Source organism: Staphylococcus sp. Mo2-1 (assembly GCF_046721385.1).
Taxonomy (GTDB): Bacteria; Bacillota; Bacilli; order Staphylococcales; family Staphylococcaceae; genus Staphylococcus; species Staphylococcus equorum_A.
In genome coordinates, this window is record NZ_JBEUUK010000001.1 from 1,656,063 (window position 1) to 1,678,611 (window position 22,549).

Sequence of the window (22,549 nt, forward strand, 5' to 3'; positions counted from 1 at the left end):
CAAATTAAAATTCTAATCCATTTTCACGAGTCGCATCTGCTAAGGCTTTAACACGGCCATGGTATAAATATCCTCCACGGTCAAAAACAATTGTTTTAATACCTTTATCGCTAGCTCTTTTAGCTACAGTTTCGCCGACTTTAGCTGAAAGTTCAACTTTTGAACCTGTTTCATTTGCTAAGTCTTTTTCTTGTGTTGATGCTTGTGCTAATGTTTTGCCATTAACATCATCGATAACTTGTGCGTAAATATGTTTGTTTGAACGATAGATGTTTAAACGTGGTTTTTCAGCTGTGCCTGACAATTTATTACGGACACGAGCATGTCTTTTCAAACGCACTTGGTTTTTATCAATTTTGCTGATCATTTTATTACTCCTTTCTTTTGAAAGTTATTTATTATTTACCAGTTTTACCTTCTTTACGGCGAACGAATTCTCCTTGATAGCGAATTCCTTTACCTTTATACGGTTCTGGTGGTCTTGTTGCACGAATGTTTGAAGCGATAGCGCCAACTGCTTCTTTAGAAATACCAGTTACTGTAACTTTAGTATTTTTTTCAACAGCGAAACTAACACCATTATCAGCTTTAATTTCAACTGGGTGTGAATAGCCAACATTAAGGATTAAGTTTTCACCTTGCATTTGAGCACGGTAACCTACACCTACTAGTTCTAATGTTTTTTGGTATCCTTCTTTAACACCGATGATCATATTATTAATTAAAGTACGAGTTGTACCATGTACTGTTTTATCATCTTTAGAATCAGATGGTCTCACAACTTCTAAAGTACTTTCATCTTGTTTATATGTCATTCTTTCATCCATAGTTTTAAACAATTCACCTTTAGGACCTTTAACAGTTACTGTATTGCCTTCAATAGTTACTGTTACGTCACTAGGGATGTCAATAATTTTTTTACCAACACGACTCATGTTATCGCACCTCCTTGTTATTTATTATTACCAAACGTAACCTAGGATTTCTCCGCCGATATTACGTTTTCTTGCTTCTTTATCAGTGATAACACCTTCTGAAGTAGAAACTAATGCAATGCCAAGACCGTTAAGTACTTTAGGTACTTCGTTAGCTTTAGCATAAACACGTAAACCTGGTTTAGAAATACGTTTTAATCCAGTGATAACACGTTCATTGTTTTGACCATATTTAAGGAATAAACGGATAACCCCTTGTTTATCGTCTTCAACAAATTCTACGTTTTTAATGAAACCTTCACTTTTTAAAATTTCAGCAATTTCTTTTTTAATGTTTGAAGCAGGTAATTCTAATTTATCGTGACGCACCATGTTGGCGTTTCTTACACGAGTTAGCATATCTGCAATTGGATCGTTGATTGTCATTGATTGTTGCCTCCTTTCAGACTTTTTATATTACCGACTAGCTTTACGAACGCCAGGGATTTGGCCTTTATAAGCTAATTCACGGAAACAAATACGGCATAATTTGAATTTACGATATACGGAATGTGGACGACCACAGCGTTCACAACGAGTATATTCACGTACTTGGAACTTTTGTTTTTTTTGTTGCTTAGCAACCATTGAAGTTTTAGCCACTTAATTAGCCTCCTTTAGAGATTATTTTTGAAATGGCATACCGAATTGTGTTAACAATTCACGAGCTTCCTCGTCAGTGTTAGCAGTTGTTACGATAACGATATCCATTCCTCGTATTTTACTTACTCGGTCATAGTCGATTTCAGGGAAAATTAATTGTTCTTTAACACCTAAAGTGTAGTTACCTCTGCCATCAAATGCAGATTTAGATACACCACGGAAGTCACGTACACGAGGTAGTGATACAGAAATTAATTTATCTAAAAAGTCATACATTCTTTCACCACGTAAAGTTGTTTTAGCACCAATTGGCATACCTTCACGTAAACGGAATGTTGCAACAGATTTTTTAGCTTTTGTGATTAATGGTTTTTGACCAGTGATAGCTTGTAATTCCTCTACAGCATCATCTAATACTTTAGTATTTTGTACAGCGTCACCGACACCCATATTTACTACGATTTTATCAATTTGCGGCACTTCCATTACTGAACTATAGTTGAAATGTTTCACTAAGTTTTGAGTAACTTCAGAGTTGAATTTTTCTTTTAAACGGTTCACAGTGGATCCTCCTTTCAATTAGTTATTAATTATTAGTTTTGATTTCTTCGCCTGATTTTTTAGCGATACGAACTTTTTTGCCATCTTCGAATTTATAACCTACGCGTGTTGGTTCATTCGTTTTAGGATCTAATAATTGTACGTTAGAAACATGGATTGTTGCCTCTGTTTCTAAGATTCCACCTTCAGGATTAAATTGAGTTGGTTTTTGGTGCTTTTTGATTGTATTGACACCTTCCACAACGACACGGTCTTTTTTAGGTTCAGTTGCAACAACTTTACCTTCTTTACCTTTGTCTTTACCTGCGATAACTTTTACGTTGTCACCTTTTTTGATATGCATGTGTGGCACCTCCTTAAATTTATATATTTATAAATGTATTATTAAAGTACTTCTGGAGCTAATGATACAATTTTCATGAAGTTGCCTTCACGTAATTCACGTGCAACAGGTCCAAAGATACGAGTACCGCGTGGGCCTTTATCGTCGCGAATAATGACACATGCATTTTCATCAAATTTGATGTATGAACCATCGTTACGACGTACGCCTGATTTAGTACGTACGATAACAGCTTTAACTACTTCACCTTTTTTGACAACGCCACCTGGTGTAGCATTTTTAACACTTACTACGATAACGTCACCAATATTCGCTGTTTTACGACCAGATCCACCTAATACTTTAATTGTAAGAACTTCACGTGCACCAGAGTTATCTGCTACTTTTAATCGTGTTTCTTGTTGGATCATGAGTTAAACCTCCTTTATCTTCACTATTTATTAAATAATAACTGATTCTTCAACAATTTCTACCAAACGGAAACGTTTAGTTGCCGATAAAGGACGTGTTTCTTGTATTTTTACTGTGTCCCCTAATTTAGCTGAGTTGTTTTCATCATGAGTTTTGTATTTTTTAGAGTATTTTACTCGTTTACCATATAATTTGTGCATTTTGTATGTTTCAACAAGTACAGTTACAGTTTTATCCATTTTATCGGAAACGACTCTACCTACATAAACTTTACGATCATTTCTTTCGCTCACTATAGTAACCTCCTCTTTAAATTAAATTATTGATTAGCTTTACCTTGTTCAATTTCTCTTTCACGAACAACAGTTTTTAGACGTGCAATCGTTTTTCTTACCGTGCGAATACGTGCAGTTTCTTCTAATTGACCTGTTGCTAACTGAAAGCGTAGGTTAAAAAGCTCTTCTTTTGAAGATTTAATTTGTTCTTCGATTTCTGAAGTGGTTAAGTCTCTAATTTCCTTAGCTTTCATTTGTTTCACCACCCAATTCTTCACGTTTTACAAACTTAGTTTTCACTGGAAGTTTGTGACTAGCTAAACGTAATGCTTCGCGCGCAACTTCTTCGTCAACGCCTGCGATTTCAAATAAAATTCTACCTGGTTTTGCTACTGCAATCCAGCCTTCAACCGCACCTTTACCAAGCACCCATACGTACTTCTAAAGGTTTTTTAGTGTAAGGTGTATGTGGGAAGATTTTAATCCAAACTTTCCCGCCACGCTTCATGAAACGTGTCATTGCAATACGAGCTGATTCGATTTGACGAGATGTGATCCAAGAAGTTGTAGTTGCTTGTAAACCATACTCACCAAATGTTACATAGTTACCGCCTTTAGAACGACCAGTTGTTTTAGGACGATGTTGGCGACGATATTTTACACGTTTTGGTAGTAACATTATTATTTTCCTCCTTCACTAGTGTTCTTAGTAGTAGGAAGAACTTCTCCACGATAAATCCATACTTTGACACCTAATTTACCGTAAGTAGTGTCAGCTTCTGCATGTGCATAACTAATGTCGGCACGTAGTGTATGAAGTGGAACAGTTCCTTCTGAATATTGCTCAATACGAGCGATGTCAGCTCCGCCTAAACGACCTGAAACTTGTGTTTTGATACCTTTAGCGCCATTTTTCATAGCTCTAGTAATAGCTTGTTTTTGTACACGACGGAACGATGCACGGTTTTCTAATTGTACTGCAATATTTTCAGCAACAAGTTTAGCATCTAAATCAATTTTCTTGATTTCAATAACGTTGATGTGTACTTTTTTGCTTGTTAATGAGTTCAATTTATTACGTAATTTTTCAATTTCTGAACCGCCTTTACCGATTACCATACCTGGTTTACCAGTATGAATAGCGATGTTGATACGGTTAGCAAGACGCTCAATTTCAACTTGAGAAACTGATGCTTCTTTTAATGCGTTATCAATAAACTTACGGATTTTTAAATCTTCGTGTAATAATGATGCGAAGTCTTTTTCTGCATACCATTTAGCTTCCCAATCACGGATGATACCAACACGAAGTCCGATTGGATTAATTTTTTGACCCACAGTGTTCCCTCCTTAAAAGATTATTAAGCTTCTTTAGCTTCTTCTTTACCGTCACTTACGACGATTGTAATGTGGCTTGTACGTTTGTTGATCGCACTTGCACGGCCTTGTGCACGTGGACGGAAACGTTTTAATGTTGGTCCTTCATTAGCATAAGCTTCTTTAACTATTAATTCATCAGTGTTCATGTCATAGTTATGTTCAGCATTTGCTAAAGCGGACATTAATAATTTTTCAACTACTGGTGATGAAGCTTTGTTTTTTAATTTTAAAATCGCTATAGCTTCACCAGCGCTCTTGCCTCTAATTAGATCTAATACTAATCTAACTTTACGAGGTGCGATTCTTATTGTTTTAGCAACCGCTTTTGCTTCCATTCGAATTTCCTCCTCTACTTGTTAGAAGTTATCTTCTAGTTTTTTTGTCATCTGCTCGCATGACCTTTAAAAGTACGTGTTGGTGCGAATTCTCCTAATTTATGACCAACCATATCTTCAGTTACGAATACAGGTACGTGTTTACGTCCATCATATACTGCGAATGTATGTCCGATAAAATCAGGGAAAATAGTTGAACGACGTGACCAAGTTTTGATTACTTGTTTTTTCTCGCTTCCGCTTTGAGCCTCAACTTTTTTCTTTAGATGATCGTCAGCAAAAGGTCCTTTTTTAATACTACGAGCCATAGTGGCGCCTCCCTTCTTATTGTGAGCGTGCGACAATCATGCCGCACACGCAAATAAGTCATTTTTATTTTTTCTTCTTACGTCCACGAACGATAAGTTTGTCTGAAGATTTTTTACCACGACGAGTTTTCTTACCAAGCGTAGGTTTACCCCAAGGTGACATTGGAGATGGCATACCGATAGGTGCACGTCCTTCACCACCACCGTGTGGGTGATCGTTAGGGTTCATTACAGAACCACGAACTGTTGGGCGTTTACCTTTCCATCTAGAACGTCCTGCTTTACCAACGTTAACAAGTTCATGTTGGATGTTACCAACTTGACCAATAGTAGCACGGCAAGTTGAAAGAATCATACGTACTTCACCAGATCTTAATCTGATTAAAACATATTTACCTTCTTTACCAAGTACTTGTGCACTAGCACCAGCTGAACGAGCGATTTGTCCACCTTTACCAGGTTTCAACTCGATATTGTGTACTACTGTACCTACTGGGATGTTAATTAATGGTAATGCATTACCTAATTTGATATCTGCATTTTCACCGTTTTCCAATACTTGACCTACTTTAAGGTTTTTTGGAGCGATGATATAGCGTTTTTCTCCATCAAGCATAAACTAATAATGCAATGTTTGCTGAACGGTTTGGATCATATTGTATTGAATCAACTTTAGCGTTGATGCCGTCTTTATTACGTTTGAAATCAATAACACGGTATTGACGTTTATGTCCTCCACCGCGATGGCGAACTGTCAATTTACCTTGGTTATTTCGTCCCGCTCTTTTCGGTAGCGGTTGTAATAATGATTTTTCTGGAGTTGTTTCAGTGATTTCTGAGAAATCATAACCAGTCATATTACGACGACCATTAGTAATTGGCTTGTATTTTTTTAGAGCCATTGTCGTTTACCTCCTTATTGGTAATGTTTTAGTTGAATAGATCGATTGATCCTTCTTTTAATTTTACAATTGCTACGCGTCTTTTATTTGTATAGCCTTGGTAACGGCCCATACGTTTTTTCTTTGGTTTGTAGTTGATGATGTTTACATTAGCAACTTTTACGTCAAAGATTTCTTCAACAGCGATTTTAACTTGTGTTTTATTAGCACGAGTATCAACGTCGAATGTGTATTTGTCTTCTGCCATAGCGACAGATGATTTTTCAGTGATTACGGGGCGCTTAAGAACGTCTCTTGCTTCCATTATCCTAGCACCTCCTCAACTTTTTTAGCAGCTGATTCTGTAATTACTACACTGTCAGCGCTTGTGATATCTAGAACATTTAAACCTTGAGCTGTAGTAACTTGTACACCAGGAATGTTACGAGCAGATAATGCTACGTTTACATCTTCTGATTCAGTAACTACTAATACTTTTTTAGGTTGTTCTAAATTTGAAAGTACAGTTTTGAACTCTTTAGTTTTTGGAGCTTCTAAGTTTAATGTATCAACAACAGTTAAACCTTTTTCTTGTACTTTATAAGATAATGCTGAGCGTAATGCTAAACGACGCATTTTCTTAGGCATTTTGTATGAGTAGCTTCTTGGTGTTGGTCCGAATACGATACCACCACCACGCCATTGTGGAGCACGGATTGTACCTTGACGCGCACGTCCTGTACCTTTTTGTCTCCATGGTTTAGCTCCGCCGCCTCGTACTGCTGAACGGTTCTTGACAGCGTGTGTACCTTGGCGTAATGAAGCACGTTGTAAATTAATTGCTTCAAAAAGAACACTATTGTTTGGTTCGATTGCAAATACTGCATCGTTTAATTCAACTGAACCTGATTTAGTTCCATCTACTTTTAATACATCATAATTTGCCATTATGCATATCCTCCTTTCATTCTATATTATTTATTACCTTTAATTGATGAAGTGATTTCTAAGAAACCTTTTTTAGGTCCAGGTACATTACCTTTAACTAAAATTACATTGTTTTCAGTGTCAACTTGAACTACTTCTAAGTTTTGAACTGTTACTGTGTCTCCACCCATACGTCCAGGCATTTTTTGTCCTTTAAAGACTTTTGAAGCATCTGATGCCATACCTATTGAACCAGGTGATCTATGGAAATGAGAACCATGTGACATTGGACCACGTGCTTGATTATGACGTTTAATGGCACCTTGGAAACCTTTACCTTTAGATACGCCTGTTACATCAATTACGTCTCCAGCTTCAAATGTATTAACTGAGACTTCTTGACCTACTTCGTATTCATCAACATTAACGTTTTTGAATTCACGAATGAAGCGCTTAGGTGCTGTGCCTGCTTTTTTAGCATGGCCTTCAGCTGGTTTGTTAGCATATTTGCTTGTTTTACTACCTTTTTTATAAGCTCGTTTATCTTCGTAGCCTACTTGTATTGCGTTGTAACCATCAATCTCTTCAGATTTCTTTTGTAATACAACGTTTTGGCTTGCTTCTACTACTGTTACTGGGATTAAATCACCGTTTTCTCCGAAAACTTGTGTCATCCCGATTTTTCTTCCTAAGATTCCTTTGGTCATCGAAAGTCCACCTCCTAAATTTTTCTATTATAATTTGATTTCGATGTCTACGCCAGATGGTAAGTTTAAGCCCATAAGAGCATCAACTGTTTTTGGTGTAGGGTTAACAATATCGATCAAACGTTTATGTGTACGTTGTTCGAACTGTTCACGTGAATCTTTGTACTTATGCACGGCACGAATTACAGTATAAACTGATCTTTCAGTCGGTAACGGAATTGGTCCAGATACATCTGCACCAGAACGTTTTGCTGTTTCAACAATTTTTTCTGCTGATTGATCGATTACGCGGTGATCATAAGCTTTTAATCTGATTCTGATTTTTTGTTTTGCCATAATTTTCCCTCCTTATTCGTCTACATTTAAGTGATAGACTTCTCCACGAAAACTATCTCACACAGCGCCATGGCAAAGCGGCCGGGTGTGTCAGTAACCTTTCGCTTCATCGCGTGTTCTTAAAGTCCAACATTAGATATGTTACATGAAAAGCAGTGATTAATCAAGCTTTTCTGCAAAAGTTTTTATACTTTTTGTCTAACACATACTTTGTTATTGTACTTGAATACGCTAATCACTTCAACCTTTTTTGAAATCTTTTTAAAAATCTTTTTGAATCTCTAGAATTCATTATTACTTATTGTTATTGAAATCCATTGGTTTGTTTTATAATAGTAGATATTAGGTGGTGATATGATATGAAAAGGGGTATTCGTACTACGCTTATAATTTTGAGCTTTATACTCCTAATAGGAGAGTTTGTTTATGGTATTCCATTTCTTGGTGGTAGCATTATTCTTAGTTTTGGTTGGCAACCATTACTCATTAACGCCCTATTATACCTTGTAACTATGATAATACTCATAGTAGATAAACAAAACTCAATTAAACCAATGATGGTTATTCCATTATTAGGTGTTATTGGTTCATTCATTGCATTTTTACCTTTCATCGGTATGGTTGTGCATTGGATTTTATTCTTTTTAATGCTTTTCTTTATATTCGTACTCTTTTCAACTCCTCTGTATGTAGCTAACAAAAATGCAAAAGTAGTATATACAGAATATAGAGAAACTCAAAAATAATTAGTCTTTCTTTTTAAATTTTTTTATAAGTTCTGTTAGTTAGGATTAACTATTTTTCATCGAGCGTATATTATATGAGTCTTTGTTTGGTTAAATCATACCAATTGGGTAAATCGATTCTTTATTAACAGCATAACTTTTATTACCTTTTCATAAATTGCTATTATAATGAAGAAACTTGTTTTTACTTCTTGTATAATATGTATTTGATGTATAATACCTTATACGATTTCTAAACAGTTCCAAGTTAATTATTTGTAAAATATAAAAGCACATTGTTGCGTCGCTTTGACGTTCAACAATGTGCTTTTGATTTATCCGTGAACAAACACGAAATAGAGAATAAATAATACCATTAAACCATACATGATAGGATGTACTTCTTTATGTCTTTTAGAGATTAACATTGTAATTGGATAGAATATAAATCCGCAAGCAATACCTGTCGCAATTGAATATGATAAAGGCATCATGATTATTGTGACAAAAGCTGGTACTGCAACTTCAAATTTCTTCCAATCTATTTCTGCAAAGTTTGAAGCCATTAAGACACCAACTACAACTAATGCAGGTGTGGTAACTGCACTCGTCACTACTTCCATAAGCGGACTAAAGAATATCGCTAATAAGAAACAAAAACCTGTTACTACACTTGCAAATCCTGTCCGTGCTCCGACAGCAACACCTGATGTTGATTCAATATATGTAGTCGTTGTTGTGGTACCAAAAATCGAACCTACAATTGTCGCTAATGAGTCTGAAAAAAGTGCACGTCCAGCTCTTGGAAGTTTGTTATCTTTCATCATACCAGCTTGACTAGCTACTGCTACTAAAGTTCCTGCTGTATCAAAGAAATCTATGAATAAGAATGTTAGGATAACAATTAGAAATTGAACAGTAAATAATTGCGATGGATCTTTAAAGGCTTCAAAAGCCGCACCGAAAGTTGGTTCAATACTTGGCACTTGACCTACAATGCCACTTGGCGTATGTATAAGACCAGTAATCATACCAAGAATAGATGTAAGCATCATACCAATAAATATTGCTCCTGGCACTCTAACTGCATAGAGTATAACAGTGATAATGATACCAAATATAGTTAAGAGTACAGGTCCGTCAGTAATTTGCCCCAATGTAACTAACGTAGAATCATTGGCAACAATAATACCTGAACTTTGTAACCCTACAAATGTGATAAATAACCCGATTCCTGCAGACACTGCCATTTTCATCTGAAAAGGAATTGCGTTTATGATTATTTCCCGTAGCCCCGTCATTGTGAGGACTGCAAATACTAAACCAGAAAATAGTACTCCAGTTAAACCGACTTCCCAAGGAATGCCCATAGTTAATACAACAGTAAATGCAAAGAATGCATTTAAGCCCATACCAGGTGCTAAAGCAATCGGATATCGTGCAATTAGCCCCATAAATAGTGAGCCAACAAAAGCCGCAAGTGCTGTGGCAACGAAAATAGCACCTTGATCCATTTTCATATCGTCAGACACGCCTTCAACGCCTGCTAAACTAAGTACTTGAGGGTTAACAGCTAAAATGTATGCCATAGATAAGAAAGTCGTTAGCCCACCAAGTATCTCTTTCTTATAGCTTGTTCCATGTTTATCAAACTTGAAATACTTTTTCACAGTTAGTTCTCCTTTTTTTAAAATACCTACATATTTTAATATCAATTTAACTATTTTACAATAGCAAACACGAACTTTGTTAAAATATATATTTCGTTTGTTCGATTATTTTAGAATTTAAGGCCTTTTAGTGCATCTTGGAATGGGTTGTTCTCTATACCTTCATCTTTATTCATATATTTTTTCATATCTTTTTTATTTATTTTATCTGACTTTTTATTTTTATGTCGTTTATCCATTTGAGTCTGACTTTCAGTATGACCACAAACACAGCGATAAACAGCGTCCTTCCCTCTTCCGAATAACGTCATTTTTTTATGACAATTAGGACAACGTGCGTTAGTTTTTCTTTGAACATTCTTTTTCGTTTTGCACGTAGGATCCTGACAAACTAGCATTTGTCCATTTTTCGTTTTAACTTTAATCATAAATTTACCGCAAGTTGGACATTCAGTTGTAGTTAAATTGTCATGTTTATAGCTTTGTTCACTTTCCTTAATTTCAGATACAACGTCGTTCGTAAATTGCTTCATCTCTGATATAAACTGTTTCACATCATATTTACCTTGTTCAATGAGTGAAAGTTTTTCTTCCCATTCTGCTGTCAGTAACGGAGAAGTAAGTTTTTTTGGTGCTAATTCTAAAATTTGTTTTCCTTTAGAAGTTACTTTTATTTTGCCATCACGTACTTCAATCGCATTCATATTAAATAATTTTTCTATGATATCCGCTCTGGTTGCTACAGTACCAATACCGCCTGTTTCTTTTAATGTATCATTATGTTTTTTATCATCTAATGCAAAGAATTTCTGAGGGCTTTCCATCGCTTTGAGTAAAGTTCCTTCATTAAAATACGCTCGGAGGTGTTGTCTCATGTTGCTCTATGTTCACACGAGTGATTTTAAGTGTTGCACCTTTTTGCATTTGAGCAATTTGTTCATTTGCTTTTTCTTGAGTATCATAGACTGCTTTAAAACCTAATTTTGTAGTGATTTTATCTTTAAAAGTAAAGTTATATCCACCCACATTTAATTCTATAGAAACTGCTTCGTATTCATGAGGTGGCATTAGATTTTCTAAGTATCTTTGCGCAATCATCATGTATATTTTTGATTCTCGTTGGCTTAATTGATTCATATCAGGACGTACTTCTGTTGGTATGATAGCGTGATGATCTGATACCTTACTGTTATTTACAAATCTTTGTTTAGCAGAAAACGATTGTGACATTTGCCCTTTTGCTATGTCTTTTAAAGTTGTAGCCATAATTGCTTGCAAACGATCTTTGAGCGTATCTACCATATCATCAGTTAAATAATTTGAATCTGTACGTGGATACGTCACAAGTTTATGTCTTTCATACAACGCCTGTAATGTATTTAAAGTCTCTTTAGGCCCTAAGTGATAGCGTTTATAAGCTTCTTGTTGCAAATCAGTTAAACTAAACAATTGCTGTGGATATGATTTTTTATGACTTTTAGTTATTGTTTCAATCGTTGCTACTTGTCCTTCAATTTCCTTCTTGATACCTTCAAAAACAGTTTTATCAGGATGTGATTGAGGTTTAGTACATTGGAAGTTAAGGCCACCTGCATTCAATTTCATTGTGAAATAAGTCTGTGGTTTGAATTGATTAATCTCATTTTGTCTCATTTGTACTAATTGTATTGTTGGTGTTTGCACACGACCCAGTGACAATTGCGCGTCATATTTGGTTGTCAATGCTCTTGTTGCATTGATACCAACAATCCAATCTGCTTCACTGCGTGCTAATGCGACGTGATATAAATTGTCATATTTACGTCCATCTTGCAGTTTATTAAAACCATCTTTAATTGCTTTATTTGTTACAGAACTAATCCATAAACGTTTAATTGGTTTTTGATTATGTGCTTTATCTAATATTAATCGCGCTACAAGTTCGCCCTCTCTACCAAGCATCAGTTGCAATGATGATGTCTTTAACATTATTGTTCTTAATTAAAGATTGCACTGTTGAAAATTGCTTTCTTGTCTTACTTATAACAACAGTTTTCATTTTATTTGGTATAATGGGTAAAACATCAAGTTTCCATTCTTTATAATTATTATCATACTGTTCTGGCGTTGCATTCGTTACCAAATGACCCAACGCCCAAGTAACTATATATTTATTATTTTCAAAATAGCCATTGCGCTTTTCATTAACGTTCAAAGTATTTGCAATGTCTCTACCTACTGAAGGTTTTTCAGCTATAATTAGTGATTTCATAATTTCGCCCTTTCAATTTCAATATAATATTTATTGTAACATGTATATAGCACATCGAAACTTCCATTTATATCAAAAAGTTCCTATAATTAACTTAATAGTTTACAGACGGAGGTATTTTATGAAAACTATCAAATTAAACGACTATGACCAGATAGAACAGTTTATAATTAACGCAGATTATCGTTCAGCTTCTTATTTATACAAATTACCACCAAGCACATAAAGATATTACAACTAATATAAAGCAACTCATCGAAGACCCAGGCGTCTATGCACAGATGGATGATCAAGATCAAATCATCATGTTAATATCAGCGTTTCAATATGAGCAAAATAAATATAAAGTTCTTGGCCCTTTCGTAAATAAATCAGTTACACCATCAGTTTCAGCCTTTCAAAACTTATTTGAAACATTAGCACAGAGCAAATCTGAATCTACGAGTTTCAACTTTTCTTTTGAAGAAACAGAACAAAATTATTTAGATTTTATGAAAGCTATCCAATCTTCTTATAGCTTTACAGATTATTATTTAGTAGCATCACAAGATATTGGTGAAATTGAGCACGCACAAAACATCACAGAATATCAGCCGACTTACTATCGTTTATTTAGTAAATTGCATGAACACACATTTAAACATGATGTAATGACTGCTGATGAAATTGTTGAATCACTAGATGAGCATCATCGCCTATTTATGTTTATGTCTGAGGGACTACTGAAAGGTTATCTCTACCTTCAAATATTTGAAAATAGTCATAAAGCAGAAATCAAATATTTTTCTTCGCACTCTGATTATAGACTTAAAGGCATAGCATTTGATTTACTATCACACGCCATACACATCGCGTTTACTAATCACGATATAGAAAAAGTTTTTTTCAAAATACGTAGTAAAAACACGACACTCGTTGAACGTTTTAATGAGCTAGGCTTTAATATCAATTATGAATATAAAAAATTTAAATACGTCGTTGCTCATATTTAATTCGCTATACCTTTATAAGCTTAAAGTTTGGAATATCTCCAAATTTTAAGCTTATTTTAATTATTCTTTTTTTAATGCCAAAAACCGATAATGGTTATATTTCACAATGATACAAAATAATTTTGCATATAATCTAATATTTTTTACTATATTAATATTTTGCTTTAAAATACCATACAAGGGCAATCTAAGTAGTTGTTTTGAAAGGAAAGTATTATTTAAATAGAGAGAGAGTGAATATAAAGTATGGATATATTAATTGCCCTTTTACCCGCGTTATTTTGGGGGAGTGTTGTTTTAATTAATGTGCTTGTTGGTGGTGGCCCCTATAACCAAATTAGAGGTACTACATTTGGTGCATTAATCATTGGTATTATTTTATTATTAACTGGCAATGCTGAATTTGGTGACCCCACTATTATTATTGTCGGTTTAATTTCAGGTGCTTTTTGGGCACTTGGTCAGGGCTACCAATTGAAATCAATTAGTTTAATTGGTGTGTCTAAAACTATGCCTATCTCTACTGGTTTACAATTAGTAGGTACAACATTATTTAGTGCTGTATTTTTAGGTGAATGGAGTACTGGTACTCAAGTTACATTAGGCCTACTCGCTATGGTATTACTCGTTATTGGTATTGCTATGACGTCTATTAAAGGCAAAAATGAAGCATCAGAAAACACGAAAAACTTTGGTAAAGCAATGCCTATATTACTAATTTCTACTGTTGGTTACGTCGTGTATGTAGTTGTAGCTCAAATCTTCGGTGTAGATGGAATGAATGCCCTTTTCTTCCAATCTATAGGTATGGCGATTGGTGGCTTAATACTATCAGCTAAACACGAAACATCAATAAAAAGTACTGCATGGAATTTAATTCCTGGTGTAATTTGGGGGATAGGTAATTTATTTATGTTCTATTCACAACCCAAAGTCGGTGTAGCAACGAGTTTTTCATTATCCCAATTATTAGTCATCGTATCTACACTTGGCGGTATTTTCCTATTAGGTGAGCGTAAAGACAAACGTCAAATGACTGGCATATGGGCTGGTATTGTTCTCATTGTCATTGTTGCCTTTGTACTCGGAAATATTAAAGGTTAACATTAACAATCAAACATCATTTTACAAATAGATAAACAACATTAAGTTTAAGGCAACGACAATTTTTCATTGCATATTGAATGATTAGTGACTTTCATCTCTAATCATTTAATATTTGTCTTAAACTTTTTGTTTTATACTATTACTATCAAGGAGGCGTCATACATTATGTTTAAGGACTTAGAAGGTAAAGTTGTAGTGATTACAGGTGCTTGGTAGCGGTATTGGAAAAGCTATGGCAGAACAGTTTGGTGATGAAAAAGCTAATGTCGTTATAAATTATCGCTCGGAACGCCATTTAGAAGTAGTGTCTCAAACTATCCAATTAATTGAAGATGCTGGGCGGCAAGGCAATCAAGGTACAAGCTGATATATCAAAAGAAGATGATGTAGAACGTTTAATTCAATCTGCTGTAGATCAATTTGGTACACTCGATATCTTAATTAATAACGCTGGATTTGAAAAACCTATCCCTACACACGAAATGCCTTTAGAAGAATGGCAAAAAGTAATTGACGTCAATTTGACTGGTGCATTTATAGGTTCAAAAACAGCTATAAACCAATTTTTAAAAGAAGATAAAAAAGGTGTAATTATCAACACATCTAGTGTTCATGATAAAATTCCATGGCCAAACTATGTAAACTACGCGACAAGTAAAGGCGGATTAAAATTAATGATGGAAACAATGTCGATGGAATATGCACAATATGGTATTCGTATTAATAATATTTCACCGGGAGCTATCGTTACTGAACACACGAAAGAAAAATTCTCTGATCCAACAACACGTGAAGAAACATTAGAAATGATCCCATCTAAGATTATTGGAGAAGCTAGTCAAGTTGCTAACGTTGCAAGATTTTTAGCTTCTGACTTAGCGGATTATATTCATGGCACAACAATATATGTCGATGGTGGCATGACTAATTATCCTGCATTTATGGGTGGTAAAGGTTAAGCTAACATTTAATCTGGTTATCAGTCATTAGAGACAGCAAAAAGCACTCCTGTAAAATAACAGGAGTGCTTTTATTTATACAAATAAAGCTTGGTAAATATATAATATAATTATACTAATAACAATTGTTAAATTAGTGACCATGCCAACCAGTGGTAATGTCTTATATTTAAATTGAATCGCATAAGGTATTATTGCTACACCTACTGGTAATAACCATGCAACTTGTAGTGTTGTTTTTACCATTTGATCATCAACTGGTAAAAAGAAATATACGAGTAACCCGACGATAATACCTAAACCGTAATGTAATAAAATGTACTTCATTGCGATTGGTAAAAATCGTTTATCTATACTAAAATTCAACATTAACCCTATCAAAATCATTGATAATGGCATATTAGCGCCTGATAATACAGAGAAGAAATCAATTACTGGATCCGGAAAATGAATATTGAGCATATTTAAAATAAACATGATGATATATGTCATTAACGGCACTGATTTAAGAAGATTTTTCGCTAGATATTTAAAATCAAAGCTATCACCTGAACTACTAAAATAGCTTCCAACAAAGTAAGTAACTCCAAACATAATAATCGCGCCACCAATATCTACCATACCAAAATAAATCATACCAGTATTGGGCCATATTGCTTCTACCAATGGATATGCAAATAAGCCTATATTTAGAGAAGCCATCATCATACCCGTTGTCCCTCGTATTTGGTTGTCATATTTCATGAAGAACCATACCATGATTATTTTTGTTATAGCACCATACAAAATCATCATTATAGGTAAGATAGAAAGTGATATATCTAAATCTGCTTCGTTTAAATTAACTATCACGAGTGAAGGTAATGTGACATTTAGAACTAATGTTGCAAAAACTTGGCTGTCGTTTGCCTTAAAGTAATTAATTCTTTTAAGTGCATAACCTAATGCAATAAGTAAAATAATTATGATAAATTGTTGAGTCACAATAAACCTTCTTTCATTACATCGTTTCGTTTTCATTCCATTTTCATACTTTAACATATAACTCGGTTATTTTAGAAGCTTTCAATTTCATGTTATAATTTAAACTAAAACAGTGTGGCCAATGCCGCATACAAAAGGAGTGTGTAAAAATGGATTTAAAAGAAAAATTAGCTGAACTAAAATATGATTACGTGAGACTACAAGGTGACCTTGAAAAAAGAGAATCCGTTAATCAACAAGTTGACCCATTATTACGACAACTTGAAGACATAGAAAAAGAAATTGCATCTGTACGTTCAGAAATTAGTCAAAAAGAACGTAAATAACATCCTAGTAAATCAATTTTTTACATGCTAAGATTAAGTGCATACATAGAAAGGATGTAATTCAATGCAACTGTACCTTATCTTTTTACCAATATTATATCTTATAGTAAGCTACATCAGTATATTTAAAATGCCGACAATCATTACACGCATTTTACGTATTATTATGGCCTTGCTCTTATTATTTGTTGTAGCAATTACAACATTATCTTTCCCCGCAATAAACTGGTGGGTATTCATCGTACTATTACTTATCGTTGGCAATGTAGAAATCACAGCTTTCAAAAACGGTAAAAAAGATTCTAAAGGCGTTCAGATCTTAAATATTATTACCGTTATACTATTTGTGGTATACGCTATTTTAGCATTAGTATTATATTAATTATTTAAATATTGAGTATTGAAGTAGTTATCTATTTCAATACTCTTTTTGCATAGTGCATTATTTTCAGTTAACTAACAAGATAAGTACTAAGAAAAATGATTTATACCGTCCCTTTTATATAAAAACAAATAAAACTGCTTACACATGTTATAAGACTGTGTAAGCAGTTTTTCTGTAGGAATTCATTCATACATCCTAATATGATTTATCTATGATTTGTTTTTCTTATTACGTTTATTAATAATTTTATCTTTCAAGCTAAATAGTATTTCGTATATAACAGGTACTACAATTAACGTTAATAGCGTAGATGAAATTAATCCACCTATAACTGTCAGCCGCCATACCTTTTGAAATAATAATTGAGCTATCTTCACCAAACAACATTGGTAATAATGCGCCAATTGTAGCTATAGCTGTCATAAGAATCGGTCTAATACGCGTACCACCAGCTTCTAATAACGCTTCTTTCATTTCCAGACCTTGTTTTTCTTTATTAATAACTCTATCTACCAACACAATCGCATTTGTTACTACGATACCAATCAGCATGAGCATACCAATCATACTTGGTACGGATATCGTTTCACCCGTTAAGACAAGAGCGATTACTACACCTATAACAGTATATGGAAGAGAGAATAGAATTGTAAATGGTGCGAGTGCGCCTTTGAACGTCAGAACAAGCACTAAATAAACAATTATTATTGTCGCTATCATTGCTAATACTAATTGTGATATAGCTTTGCTTATATCTTCATTAGCCCCGCCTACTTTTGTTTCTACGTTATTAGGCTTATCTATATCGTTTACTTTAGATATTACTTTTTGAGCCATGCCACCGACATCATCGTTTGTTACTTTTGTAGAAACTGTTGCAGTGTAATCACCGGCTTCTGTTTCAATTTTATTAGGTGTAGATGATTTTTCTAAATCGGCAATCTCACTTAACTCAATAGATTGACCTGTTGGTGTTTGTACTTCTGTGCTTTCTAATTTTTCTTCTGTCCAGTTTTTATCTTTATCTTCTTTAACTTTTACATCTATGGATTTACCTTTTTCTTTAACAGTCGTAACCGTTTGTTCAGGTGTATTTTGATTTAATGTCATTGCTAATTGCGAAGCTGACAAGCCATAGCTTGAAGCTTTATTTTGATCGACTTTGATATTATATTGCTCATAAGTTTGTGATAAGTCTGACTTAACATTAGCTAGTCCTTTAACATCTTTCATTTCGTCTTCAACTTTTTTTACAGTTCCTTCAATTGAATCTAATGATGGACCAGTTACTGCAATTTCTAATGCTTTGTTGTCTGTGCCGGTGCCCATATCTTGGTTACCCCAAGTACCAGGGTGTTTATATTCTTCAATATGACTAAGCACTTTATCAGGTTCTTCATCAAAATTTGGTGTGTTGGAATCATATTCCACCATTATTGCCATACTATTTGAACTTCCAGTAGGATCTGTCGGCGTTGCACCACCCACTGAATATTGAACTGTATTCACTTTATCTTTTTTATTTAAATATTTCTGTACTTCTTCTGCGTGATTTAGAACGCCTTCTTCAGTTTCACCGGGTTCCGGCGTATATGTAAGTGCCATATACTTATCTTCCCCTGTGGAAATAAAGCTTGTTCCAAGTTTAGCAAGACCCAGTCCAATACTTGCTATCAAAATGAGTGTACTAATTATAATTACAATCCATTTATGATTTAATGACCAGTTTAATACTTTTTTGTAATTACTACCTATCAAACCTAATTTCTTTTCTCTACGTTGTTTAATTCCCTTTTTAAAGAATGTTGCACTTAATGCTCGGAACAATCGTTACAGAAACAAGAAGTGATGCTAATAAACTAAAAGCAATTGCTAGGGCAAATGGTCTAAACATTTGACCTACGGAACCTGTTACAAAGACAAGTGGCAAGAATACAATAATTGTCACTATAGTAGATGATAAAATTGGTTTAAATACTTCACTTGTAGCACTTATAACTAATTTATCTCCGCTTAATTTCTCATCTTTATCTGACAAACGTCTGTATATATTTTCTACTACTACAATTGAATCATCAATTACACGCCCTATGGCAACAGTTAATGCGCCTAAAGTAAGAATGTTTAATGAAACATCTGATAATTTTAATGCCACCATCGCTATTAAGATAGACATTGGTATGGATACGATTGAAATTGCAGTCGTTCTAATATTTCTTAAGAATAGTAAGATAACGATAATCGCAACCATTGTACCTAAGGTTGCTTTTTCAATCATAGTGTAAAGAGAGTCTTGAATAGGTTTCGCTGTATCCATGACTTTAGTTGAATTGACATCAGGATTTTCTTTAACAAATTTATCGATTTCATTTTTGGTATCTTCAGCTACTTTTACAGTATTGGCGTCTTGTGATTTAGTAACCTGTACATTCACCGCGTCTTTACCATTTGTTTTTGAAATAGATTCACGTACATCCCCTACAGAGACGTCAGCAATATCATCTAGCTTCACTGATGGTACGCTTTCACCACCTGAGCCACTACTTGCTCCGGCACCTTGCATTGCAGAACCTTGTGAAGAAGCTCCCGCACCACCTTGACTTTGTGCTCGCACCTTGTTGACCTGAATCACTTGCACTTTGTCCTTGAGCGCTAGATCCAGCACCCGCAGTTAGTGGGATTTCTAAATCTTTCAATGCATCTACGGATGTAAATTGACCATCAATGACAACAGACTTTTCTGTCTTATCAAATTGGAATAACCCGAGAGGTGTTTCACTTGTAGCACTCTTTAGAAATTGTTGAACACTTTCTGCACTCAAACCACTTTCCTGTAATTTTTCTTGATCAAATTTCACAGATACTTCTCGTGACGTTTGACCGTTAAGTTGTGCAGTTTGTATACCTTCAATTGTTTCTAAACGTGGAATCAGTTCGTTGTTAATTTTACTTGTCGTATCTTTGAGGTTATCTTCCTTATTACTAAATGAATAAGCTACGATAGGAAATGCATCCATTGAACTTCTTGTTAGTTCTGGTTCCTCAACCTCTTCATCAAATTTAATCTTATCGATTTCTTTCTGTAAATCATTTTCTGCTTTATCCATATCTGCAGTTTCTTCATATTCTACAGTTACCATTGAAGCATTTTGTATAGATTGAGCGCTCACGCTCTTAACATCAGACATAGACCTAACTTGACTATCTATTTTATCACTAATGTCTTCCTTTACTGTTTCTGGAGTCGCACCCGGTAATGCTGTTTGTATTGTAATCATTGGTGGTTCAACATCGGGTAATAGTTCGAGTTTCATTTTGGAACTCGAGTATATGCCGCCTAATATAACTAACAAGACCATTAAGAATATTGCAAATTTATTTCCTAATGAAAACTGTAGTAATTTTTTTATCATGCACTTAATCTCCTCTCGTACTTTCATTTCGCTATATCCAATTTACCATAAGTCTCTAATTTACAATATCATACATGCTAATAATTTTATAAAATATTTTGAATTTTTAAATCTATTCAACAATAAAAAAATACACAGCATAAAGTTTTATAAATTTTAATTCAAAACTTTATATTGTGTATTTTTACGTTTAATTAATTTACTAGCTTTTACTTACGTTTTAATTTACGAGATATTTTAATTTTCGCTTTAGTAAGCTTTGGTTTTACATTTTCAATTATTTGATAAAGTGGTTTGTTTAATACATAGTCAAACTCACCTATTTTTTCACTTAAATATGTGCCCCAAACTTTTTTGAATGTCCACAAGCCATAGTGATCAGAGTCTTTATCAGGATCATTATCAGTACCACCAAAATCATAAGTTGTCGCACCATGTTCCCTAGCATATTGCATCATAGCAAACTGCATATGGTGGTTTGGTAGAAAATCACGATATTCATTTGAAGAAGCACCATATAGGTAGTATGATTTGTTACCTGCGAACATTAACAACGCGCCTGACAGATACATACCTTCAGGGTGAGATAGTTCTAATTTTTCCATATCTTCAATTAATTCTTGGGTTTTAACGATTTTATTATTTACATCGTTGATTTTATTTAGTGTTTTTTTATCTTGTTTTTTTTCAGCTAATTTAACTTTTTCTTGCTCAAGTTGTAATAAGTCTTCTCTTAAATCTTTGAGTACTGGCTTAGGCTCTAATTTAACTAAGAATAATTCTGCATCGCCATCTGGATTCATAGCATCGTAGATATTTTGGAAATAACTAATATCACGCGTTAAAAAGCCATCACGTTCACCTGTAATTTGCATTAAGTTGGCAAATGTTTTTAAACCTTCTCTATTAGAACGCTCAACAGTCGTACCACGTTTTAAAGCTAATCTGACTTTTGAACGATTACGTCTTTCAAAACTTTGTATAAGTTCTTCATCTGACTTTTCAATTGGTGTAATCATTGTCATTCTTGGTTGTATATAATCTTTAGATAAACCTTCTTTAAATCCTTTGTGCTTAAATCCTAGTGATCTTAGGTTTGTTAATGCGTCAAGCACCTTTATCTACTTCAACATCTGGATCAATTTTAATAGCATAGGCTTTTTCTTCTTTTGCAATTTGCATTGCGTACTCTAAAAGCGTTTCTAATGCGAGTTTATTACTGTAATCTGTAACAAAACCTCTAGAGATATAGCATAACGTATATGGTAACTTAGGTACCTTTTTGAATAACAGTTGAGCAACGCCTTTTACTTCGCCCTCTTCTCCAACTGCGATACGTTTTGAATACCATCCAGTTAGTGTTTTTGTTTCTGCCCATTTTGTTAATTGTAATAAATCACCTTGTGGGTGCGATTTAACAAACGCATCATGTGCTTGATTTGTGATATTCATCTTTTCCATACAACTAATGTCTCCTTTACCAATTCAATACTTTGATATTATACATTGCTTCGCTCATAATTTCACATATAAACAGTTCATTTGCTATACTATATTAAAAGAAAAAGCGAGGTGTTTTCATGCGTATTTTTATTATTGGATTATTACTGATTATTAATTTAATCTTTGTAGTTCAAGCTTTTATCGAACCACTGTCAATATCATACTTAAGCTTAAGAGTTATTTTAGCGGCGTT

At 34.2% G+C, this 22,549-nt stretch carries 21 protein-coding genes and 8 pseudogenes; 6 read left to right on the top strand and 23 right to left on the bottom strand.

Annotated features, from left to right (window positions below; genetic code table 11):
* Positions 1–4 precede the first annotated feature (4 nt).
* The 18 genes and pseudogenes from rplR to rpsJ all read right to left on the bottom strand — a co-directional run bounded on the left by rplR (position 5) and on the right by rpsJ (position 8,041).
* On the bottom strand, positions 5–367 hold the full coding sequence (gene rplR / locus ABLV95_RS08480; protein WP_460875351.1) for a 50S ribosomal protein L18: 363 nt from the start codon (positions 365–367) through the stop codon (positions 5–7).
* 31 nt (positions 368–398) lie between these two features.
* On the bottom strand, positions 399–935 hold the full coding sequence (gene rplF, locus ABLV95_RS08485) for a 50S ribosomal protein L6 (protein WP_046465815.1): 537 nt from the start codon (positions 933–935) through the stop codon (positions 399–401).
* A 27-nt stretch (positions 936–962) separates the two neighbouring features.
* Positions 963–1,361, bottom strand: coding sequence for a 30S ribosomal protein S8 (gene rpsH / locus ABLV95_RS08490; RefSeq protein ID WP_002506975.1), 399 nt, complete (start codon positions 1,359–1,361; stop codon positions 963–965).
* Between the two features lie 30 nt (positions 1,362–1,391).
* Positions 1,392–1,577, bottom strand: coding sequence for a type Z 30S ribosomal protein S14 (locus ABLV95_RS08495; protein WP_460872828.1), 186 nt, complete (start codon positions 1,575–1,577; stop codon positions 1,392–1,394).
* Positions 1,578–1,598: 21 nt separating this feature from the next.
* Positions 1,599–2,138 carry a 50S ribosomal protein L5 gene (rplE, locus tag ABLV95_RS08500; RefSeq protein ID WP_046465816.1) on the bottom strand — a complete coding sequence of 180 codons (540 nt, stop codon included), beginning with the start codon at positions 2,136–2,138 and terminating at the stop codon, positions 1,599–1,601.
* Between the two features lie 25 nt (positions 2,139–2,163).
* Positions 2,164–2,481: a 50S ribosomal protein L24 gene (gene rplX / locus ABLV95_RS08505; protein ID WP_460872829.1), complete on the bottom strand. Its 318-nt coding sequence runs from the start codon at positions 2,479–2,481 to the stop codon at positions 2,164–2,166.
* 41 nt (positions 2,482–2,522) lie between these two features.
* Positions 2,523–2,891, bottom strand: coding sequence for a 50S ribosomal protein L14 (rplN, locus tag ABLV95_RS08510; RefSeq protein WP_002506972.1), 369 nt, complete (start codon positions 2,889–2,891; stop codon positions 2,523–2,525).
* Positions 2,892–2,921: 30 nt separating this feature from the next.
* Positions 2,922–3,185 (bottom strand): 30S ribosomal protein S17, encoded by a 264-nt coding sequence (gene rpsQ / locus ABLV95_RS08515; protein ID WP_002506971.1) that lies wholly within the window; start codon positions 3,183–3,185, stop codon positions 2,922–2,924.
* A 26-nt stretch (positions 3,186–3,211) separates the two neighbouring features.
* Positions 3,212–3,421 (bottom strand): 50S ribosomal protein L29, encoded by a 210-nt coding sequence (gene rpmC / locus ABLV95_RS08520; RefSeq protein ID WP_002506970.1) that lies wholly within the window; start codon positions 3,419–3,421, stop codon positions 3,212–3,214.
* Positions 3,411–3,846 (bottom strand): annotated as a pseudogene (rplP, locus tag ABLV95_RS08525) (50S ribosomal protein L16). Before rplP ends, rpmC begins: the two are co-directional and overlap by 11 nt.
* 2 nt (positions 3,847–3,848) lie before the next feature.
* The gene (rpsC, locus tag ABLV95_RS08530; protein WP_460875354.1) at positions 3,849–4,505 is read right to left on the bottom strand and encodes a 30S ribosomal protein S3; all 657 of its coding nucleotides are present in this window, start codon (positions 4,503–4,505) and stop codon (positions 3,849–3,851) included.
* 23 nt (positions 4,506–4,528) lie between these two features.
* Positions 4,529–4,882 (bottom strand): 50S ribosomal protein L22, encoded by a 354-nt coding sequence (rplV, locus tag ABLV95_RS08535; protein WP_002482617.1) that lies wholly within the window; start codon positions 4,880–4,882, stop codon positions 4,529–4,531.
* 28 nt (positions 4,883–4,910) lie between these two features.
* Positions 4,911–5,190, bottom strand: a pseudogene (rpsS, locus tag ABLV95_RS08540) (30S ribosomal protein S19).
* 64 nt (positions 5,191–5,254) lie between these two features.
* Positions 5,255–6,092: pseudogene (gene rplB / locus ABLV95_RS08545) on the bottom strand (50S ribosomal protein L2).
* Between the two features lie 28 nt (positions 6,093–6,120).
* Entirely contained in the window at positions 6,121–6,396 is a 276-nt protein-coding gene (rplW, locus tag ABLV95_RS08550) for a 50S ribosomal protein L23 (RefSeq protein WP_002506966.1), read from the bottom strand.
* Positions 6,396–7,019, bottom strand: coding sequence for a 50S ribosomal protein L4 (rplD, locus tag ABLV95_RS08555; RefSeq protein WP_002506965.1), 624 nt, complete (start codon positions 7,017–7,019; stop codon positions 6,396–6,398). Before rplD ends, rplW begins: the two co-directional genes overlap by 1 nt.
* Before the next feature lie 26 nt (positions 7,020–7,045).
* Positions 7,046–7,705 carry a 50S ribosomal protein L3 gene (rplC, locus tag ABLV95_RS08560; protein WP_021338403.1) on the bottom strand — a complete coding sequence of 220 codons (660 nt, stop codon included), beginning with the start codon at positions 7,703–7,705 and terminating at the stop codon, positions 7,046–7,048.
* A gap of 27 nt (positions 7,706–7,732) precedes the next feature.
* Positions 7,733–8,041, bottom strand: a complete 309-nt coding sequence (gene rpsJ / locus ABLV95_RS08565; RefSeq protein ID WP_002482611.1) for a 30S ribosomal protein S10 — start codon at positions 8,039–8,041, stop codon at positions 7,733–7,735.
* A 359-nt stretch (positions 8,042–8,400) separates the two neighbouring features.
* On the opposite strand from rpsJ, the gene ABLV95_RS08570 reads away from it, so the two are divergent.
* A complete protein-coding gene (locus ABLV95_RS08570; protein WP_427706742.1) occupies positions 8,401–8,787 on the top strand; it encodes a hypothetical protein in 387 nt (128 codons plus the stop codon).
* Between the two features lie 314 nt (positions 8,788–9,101).
* Here the strand turns inward: ABLV95_RS08570 and ABLV95_RS08575 are convergent, their stop codons facing one another.
* Both ABLV95_RS08575 and ABLV95_RS08580 read right to left on the bottom strand, forming a co-directional pair.
* Positions 9,102–10,436: an NCS2 family permease gene (locus ABLV95_RS08575; protein WP_046465820.1), complete on the bottom strand. Its 1,335-nt coding sequence runs from the start codon at positions 10,434–10,436 to the stop codon at positions 9,102–9,104.
* A gap of 110 nt (positions 10,437–10,546) precedes the next feature.
* Positions 10,547–12,687 (bottom strand): annotated as a pseudogene (locus ABLV95_RS08580) (DNA topoisomerase III).
* A 121-nt stretch (positions 12,688–12,808) separates the two neighbouring features.
* Here ABLV95_RS08580 and ABLV95_RS08585 point away from each other — a divergent pair.
* The 3 genes and pseudogenes from ABLV95_RS08585 (at position 12,809) to ABLV95_RS08595 (ending at position 15,745) form a co-directional block, all read left to right on the top strand.
* Positions 12,809–13,679 (top strand): annotated as a pseudogene (locus ABLV95_RS08585) (GNAT family N-acetyltransferase).
* A 246-nt stretch (positions 13,680–13,925) separates the two neighbouring features.
* Entirely contained in the window at positions 13,926–14,783 is an 858-nt protein-coding gene (locus tag ABLV95_RS08590; RefSeq protein WP_460872833.1) for a RhaT/GlcU family sugar-proton symporter, read from the top strand.
* 168 nt (positions 14,784–14,951) lie between these two features.
* Positions 14,952–15,745: pseudogene (locus tag ABLV95_RS08595) on the top strand (glucose 1-dehydrogenase).
* Between the two features lie 75 nt (positions 15,746–15,820).
* Here the strand turns inward: ABLV95_RS08595 and ABLV95_RS08600 are convergent.
* Positions 15,821–16,729, bottom strand: coding sequence for an AEC family transporter (locus ABLV95_RS08600; RefSeq protein WP_460872834.1), 909 nt, complete (start codon positions 16,727–16,729; stop codon positions 15,821–15,823).
* A gap of 149 nt (positions 16,730–16,878) precedes the next feature.
* On the opposite strand from ABLV95_RS08600, the gene ABLV95_RS08605 reads away from it, so the two are divergent.
* Together ABLV95_RS08605 and mspA are read left to right on the top strand one after the other, a co-directional pair.
* A complete protein-coding gene (locus ABLV95_RS08605; RefSeq protein ID WP_002511448.1) occupies positions 16,879–17,055 on the top strand; it encodes an SE1832 family protein in 177 nt (58 codons plus the stop codon).
* Positions 17,056–17,119: 64 nt separating this feature from the next.
* Entirely contained in the window at positions 17,120–17,437 is a 318-nt protein-coding gene (gene mspA / locus ABLV95_RS08610; RefSeq protein ID WP_046465826.1) for a membrane stabilizing protein MspA, read from the top strand.
* Between the two features lie 212 nt (positions 17,438–17,649).
* Here the strand turns inward: mspA and ABLV95_RS08615 are convergent.
* A pseudogene (locus ABLV95_RS08615) lies at positions 17,650–20,853 on the bottom strand (efflux RND transporter permease subunit).
* Positions 20,854–21,062: 209 nt separating this feature from the next.
* Positions 21,063–22,314 (bottom strand): annotated as a pseudogene (locus tag ABLV95_RS08620) (lipid II:glycine glycyltransferase FemX).
* Positions 22,315–22,549 lie beyond the last annotated feature (235 nt).

What these genes read in the sequence shown, in the direction of transcription:
- rpmC (WP_002506970.1), bottom strand. Translation starts at nt 3,421, where the DNA reads ATGAAAGCTAAGGAAATTAGAGACTTAACCACTTCAGAAATCGAAGAA.
- rplC (WP_021338403.1), bottom strand. Translation starts at nt 7,705, where the DNA reads ATGACCAAAGGAATCTTAGGAAGAAAAATCGGGATGACACAAGTTTTC.
- rplN (WP_002506972.1), bottom strand. Translation starts at nt 2,891, where the DNA reads ATGATCCAACAAGAAACACGATTAAAAGTAGCAGATAACTCTGGTGCA.
- rplD (WP_002506965.1), bottom strand. Translation starts at nt 7,019, where the DNA reads ATGGCAAATTATGATGTATTAAAAGTAGATGGAACTAAATCAGGTTCA.
- ABLV95_RS08590 (WP_460872833.1), top strand. Translation starts at nt 13,926, where the DNA reads ATGGATATATTAATTGCCCTTTTACCCGCGTTATTTTGGGGGAGTGTT.
- rpsJ (WP_002482611.1), bottom strand. Translation starts at nt 8,041, where the DNA reads ATGGCAAAACAAAAAATCAGAATCAGATTAAAAGCTTATGATCACCGC.
- rpsH (WP_002506975.1), bottom strand. Translation starts at nt 1,361, where the DNA reads ATGACAATCAACGATCCAATTGCAGATATGCTAACTCGTGTAAGAAAC.
- mspA (WP_046465826.1), top strand. Translation starts at nt 17,120, where the DNA reads ATGCAACTGTACCTTATCTTTTTACCAATATTATATCTTATAGTAAGC.
- ABLV95_RS08605 (WP_002511448.1), top strand. Translation starts at nt 16,879, where the DNA reads ATGGATTTAAAAGAAAAATTAGCTGAACTAAAATATGATTACGTGAGA.
- ABLV95_RS08570 (WP_427706742.1), top strand. Translation starts at nt 8,401, where the DNA reads ATGAAAAGGGGTATTCGTACTACGCTTATAATTTTGAGCTTTATACTC.
- rplX (WP_460872829.1), bottom strand. Translation starts at nt 2,481, where the DNA reads ATGCATATCAAAAAAGGTGACAACGTAAAAGTTATCGCAGGTAAAGAC.
- rplR (WP_460875351.1), bottom strand. Translation starts at nt 367, where the DNA reads ATGATCAGCAAAATTGATAAAAACCAAGTGCGTTTGAAAAGACATGCT.
- rplW (WP_002506966.1), bottom strand. Translation starts at nt 6,396, where the DNA reads ATGGAAGCAAGAGACGTTCTTAAGCGCCCCGTAATCACTGAAAAATCA.
- rplF (WP_046465815.1), bottom strand. Translation starts at nt 935, where the DNA reads ATGAGTCGTGTTGGTAAAAAAATTATTGACATCCCTAGTGACGTAACA.
- rplV (WP_002482617.1), bottom strand. Translation starts at nt 4,882, where the DNA reads ATGGAAGCAAAAGCGGTTGCTAAAACAATAAGAATCGCACCTCGTAAA.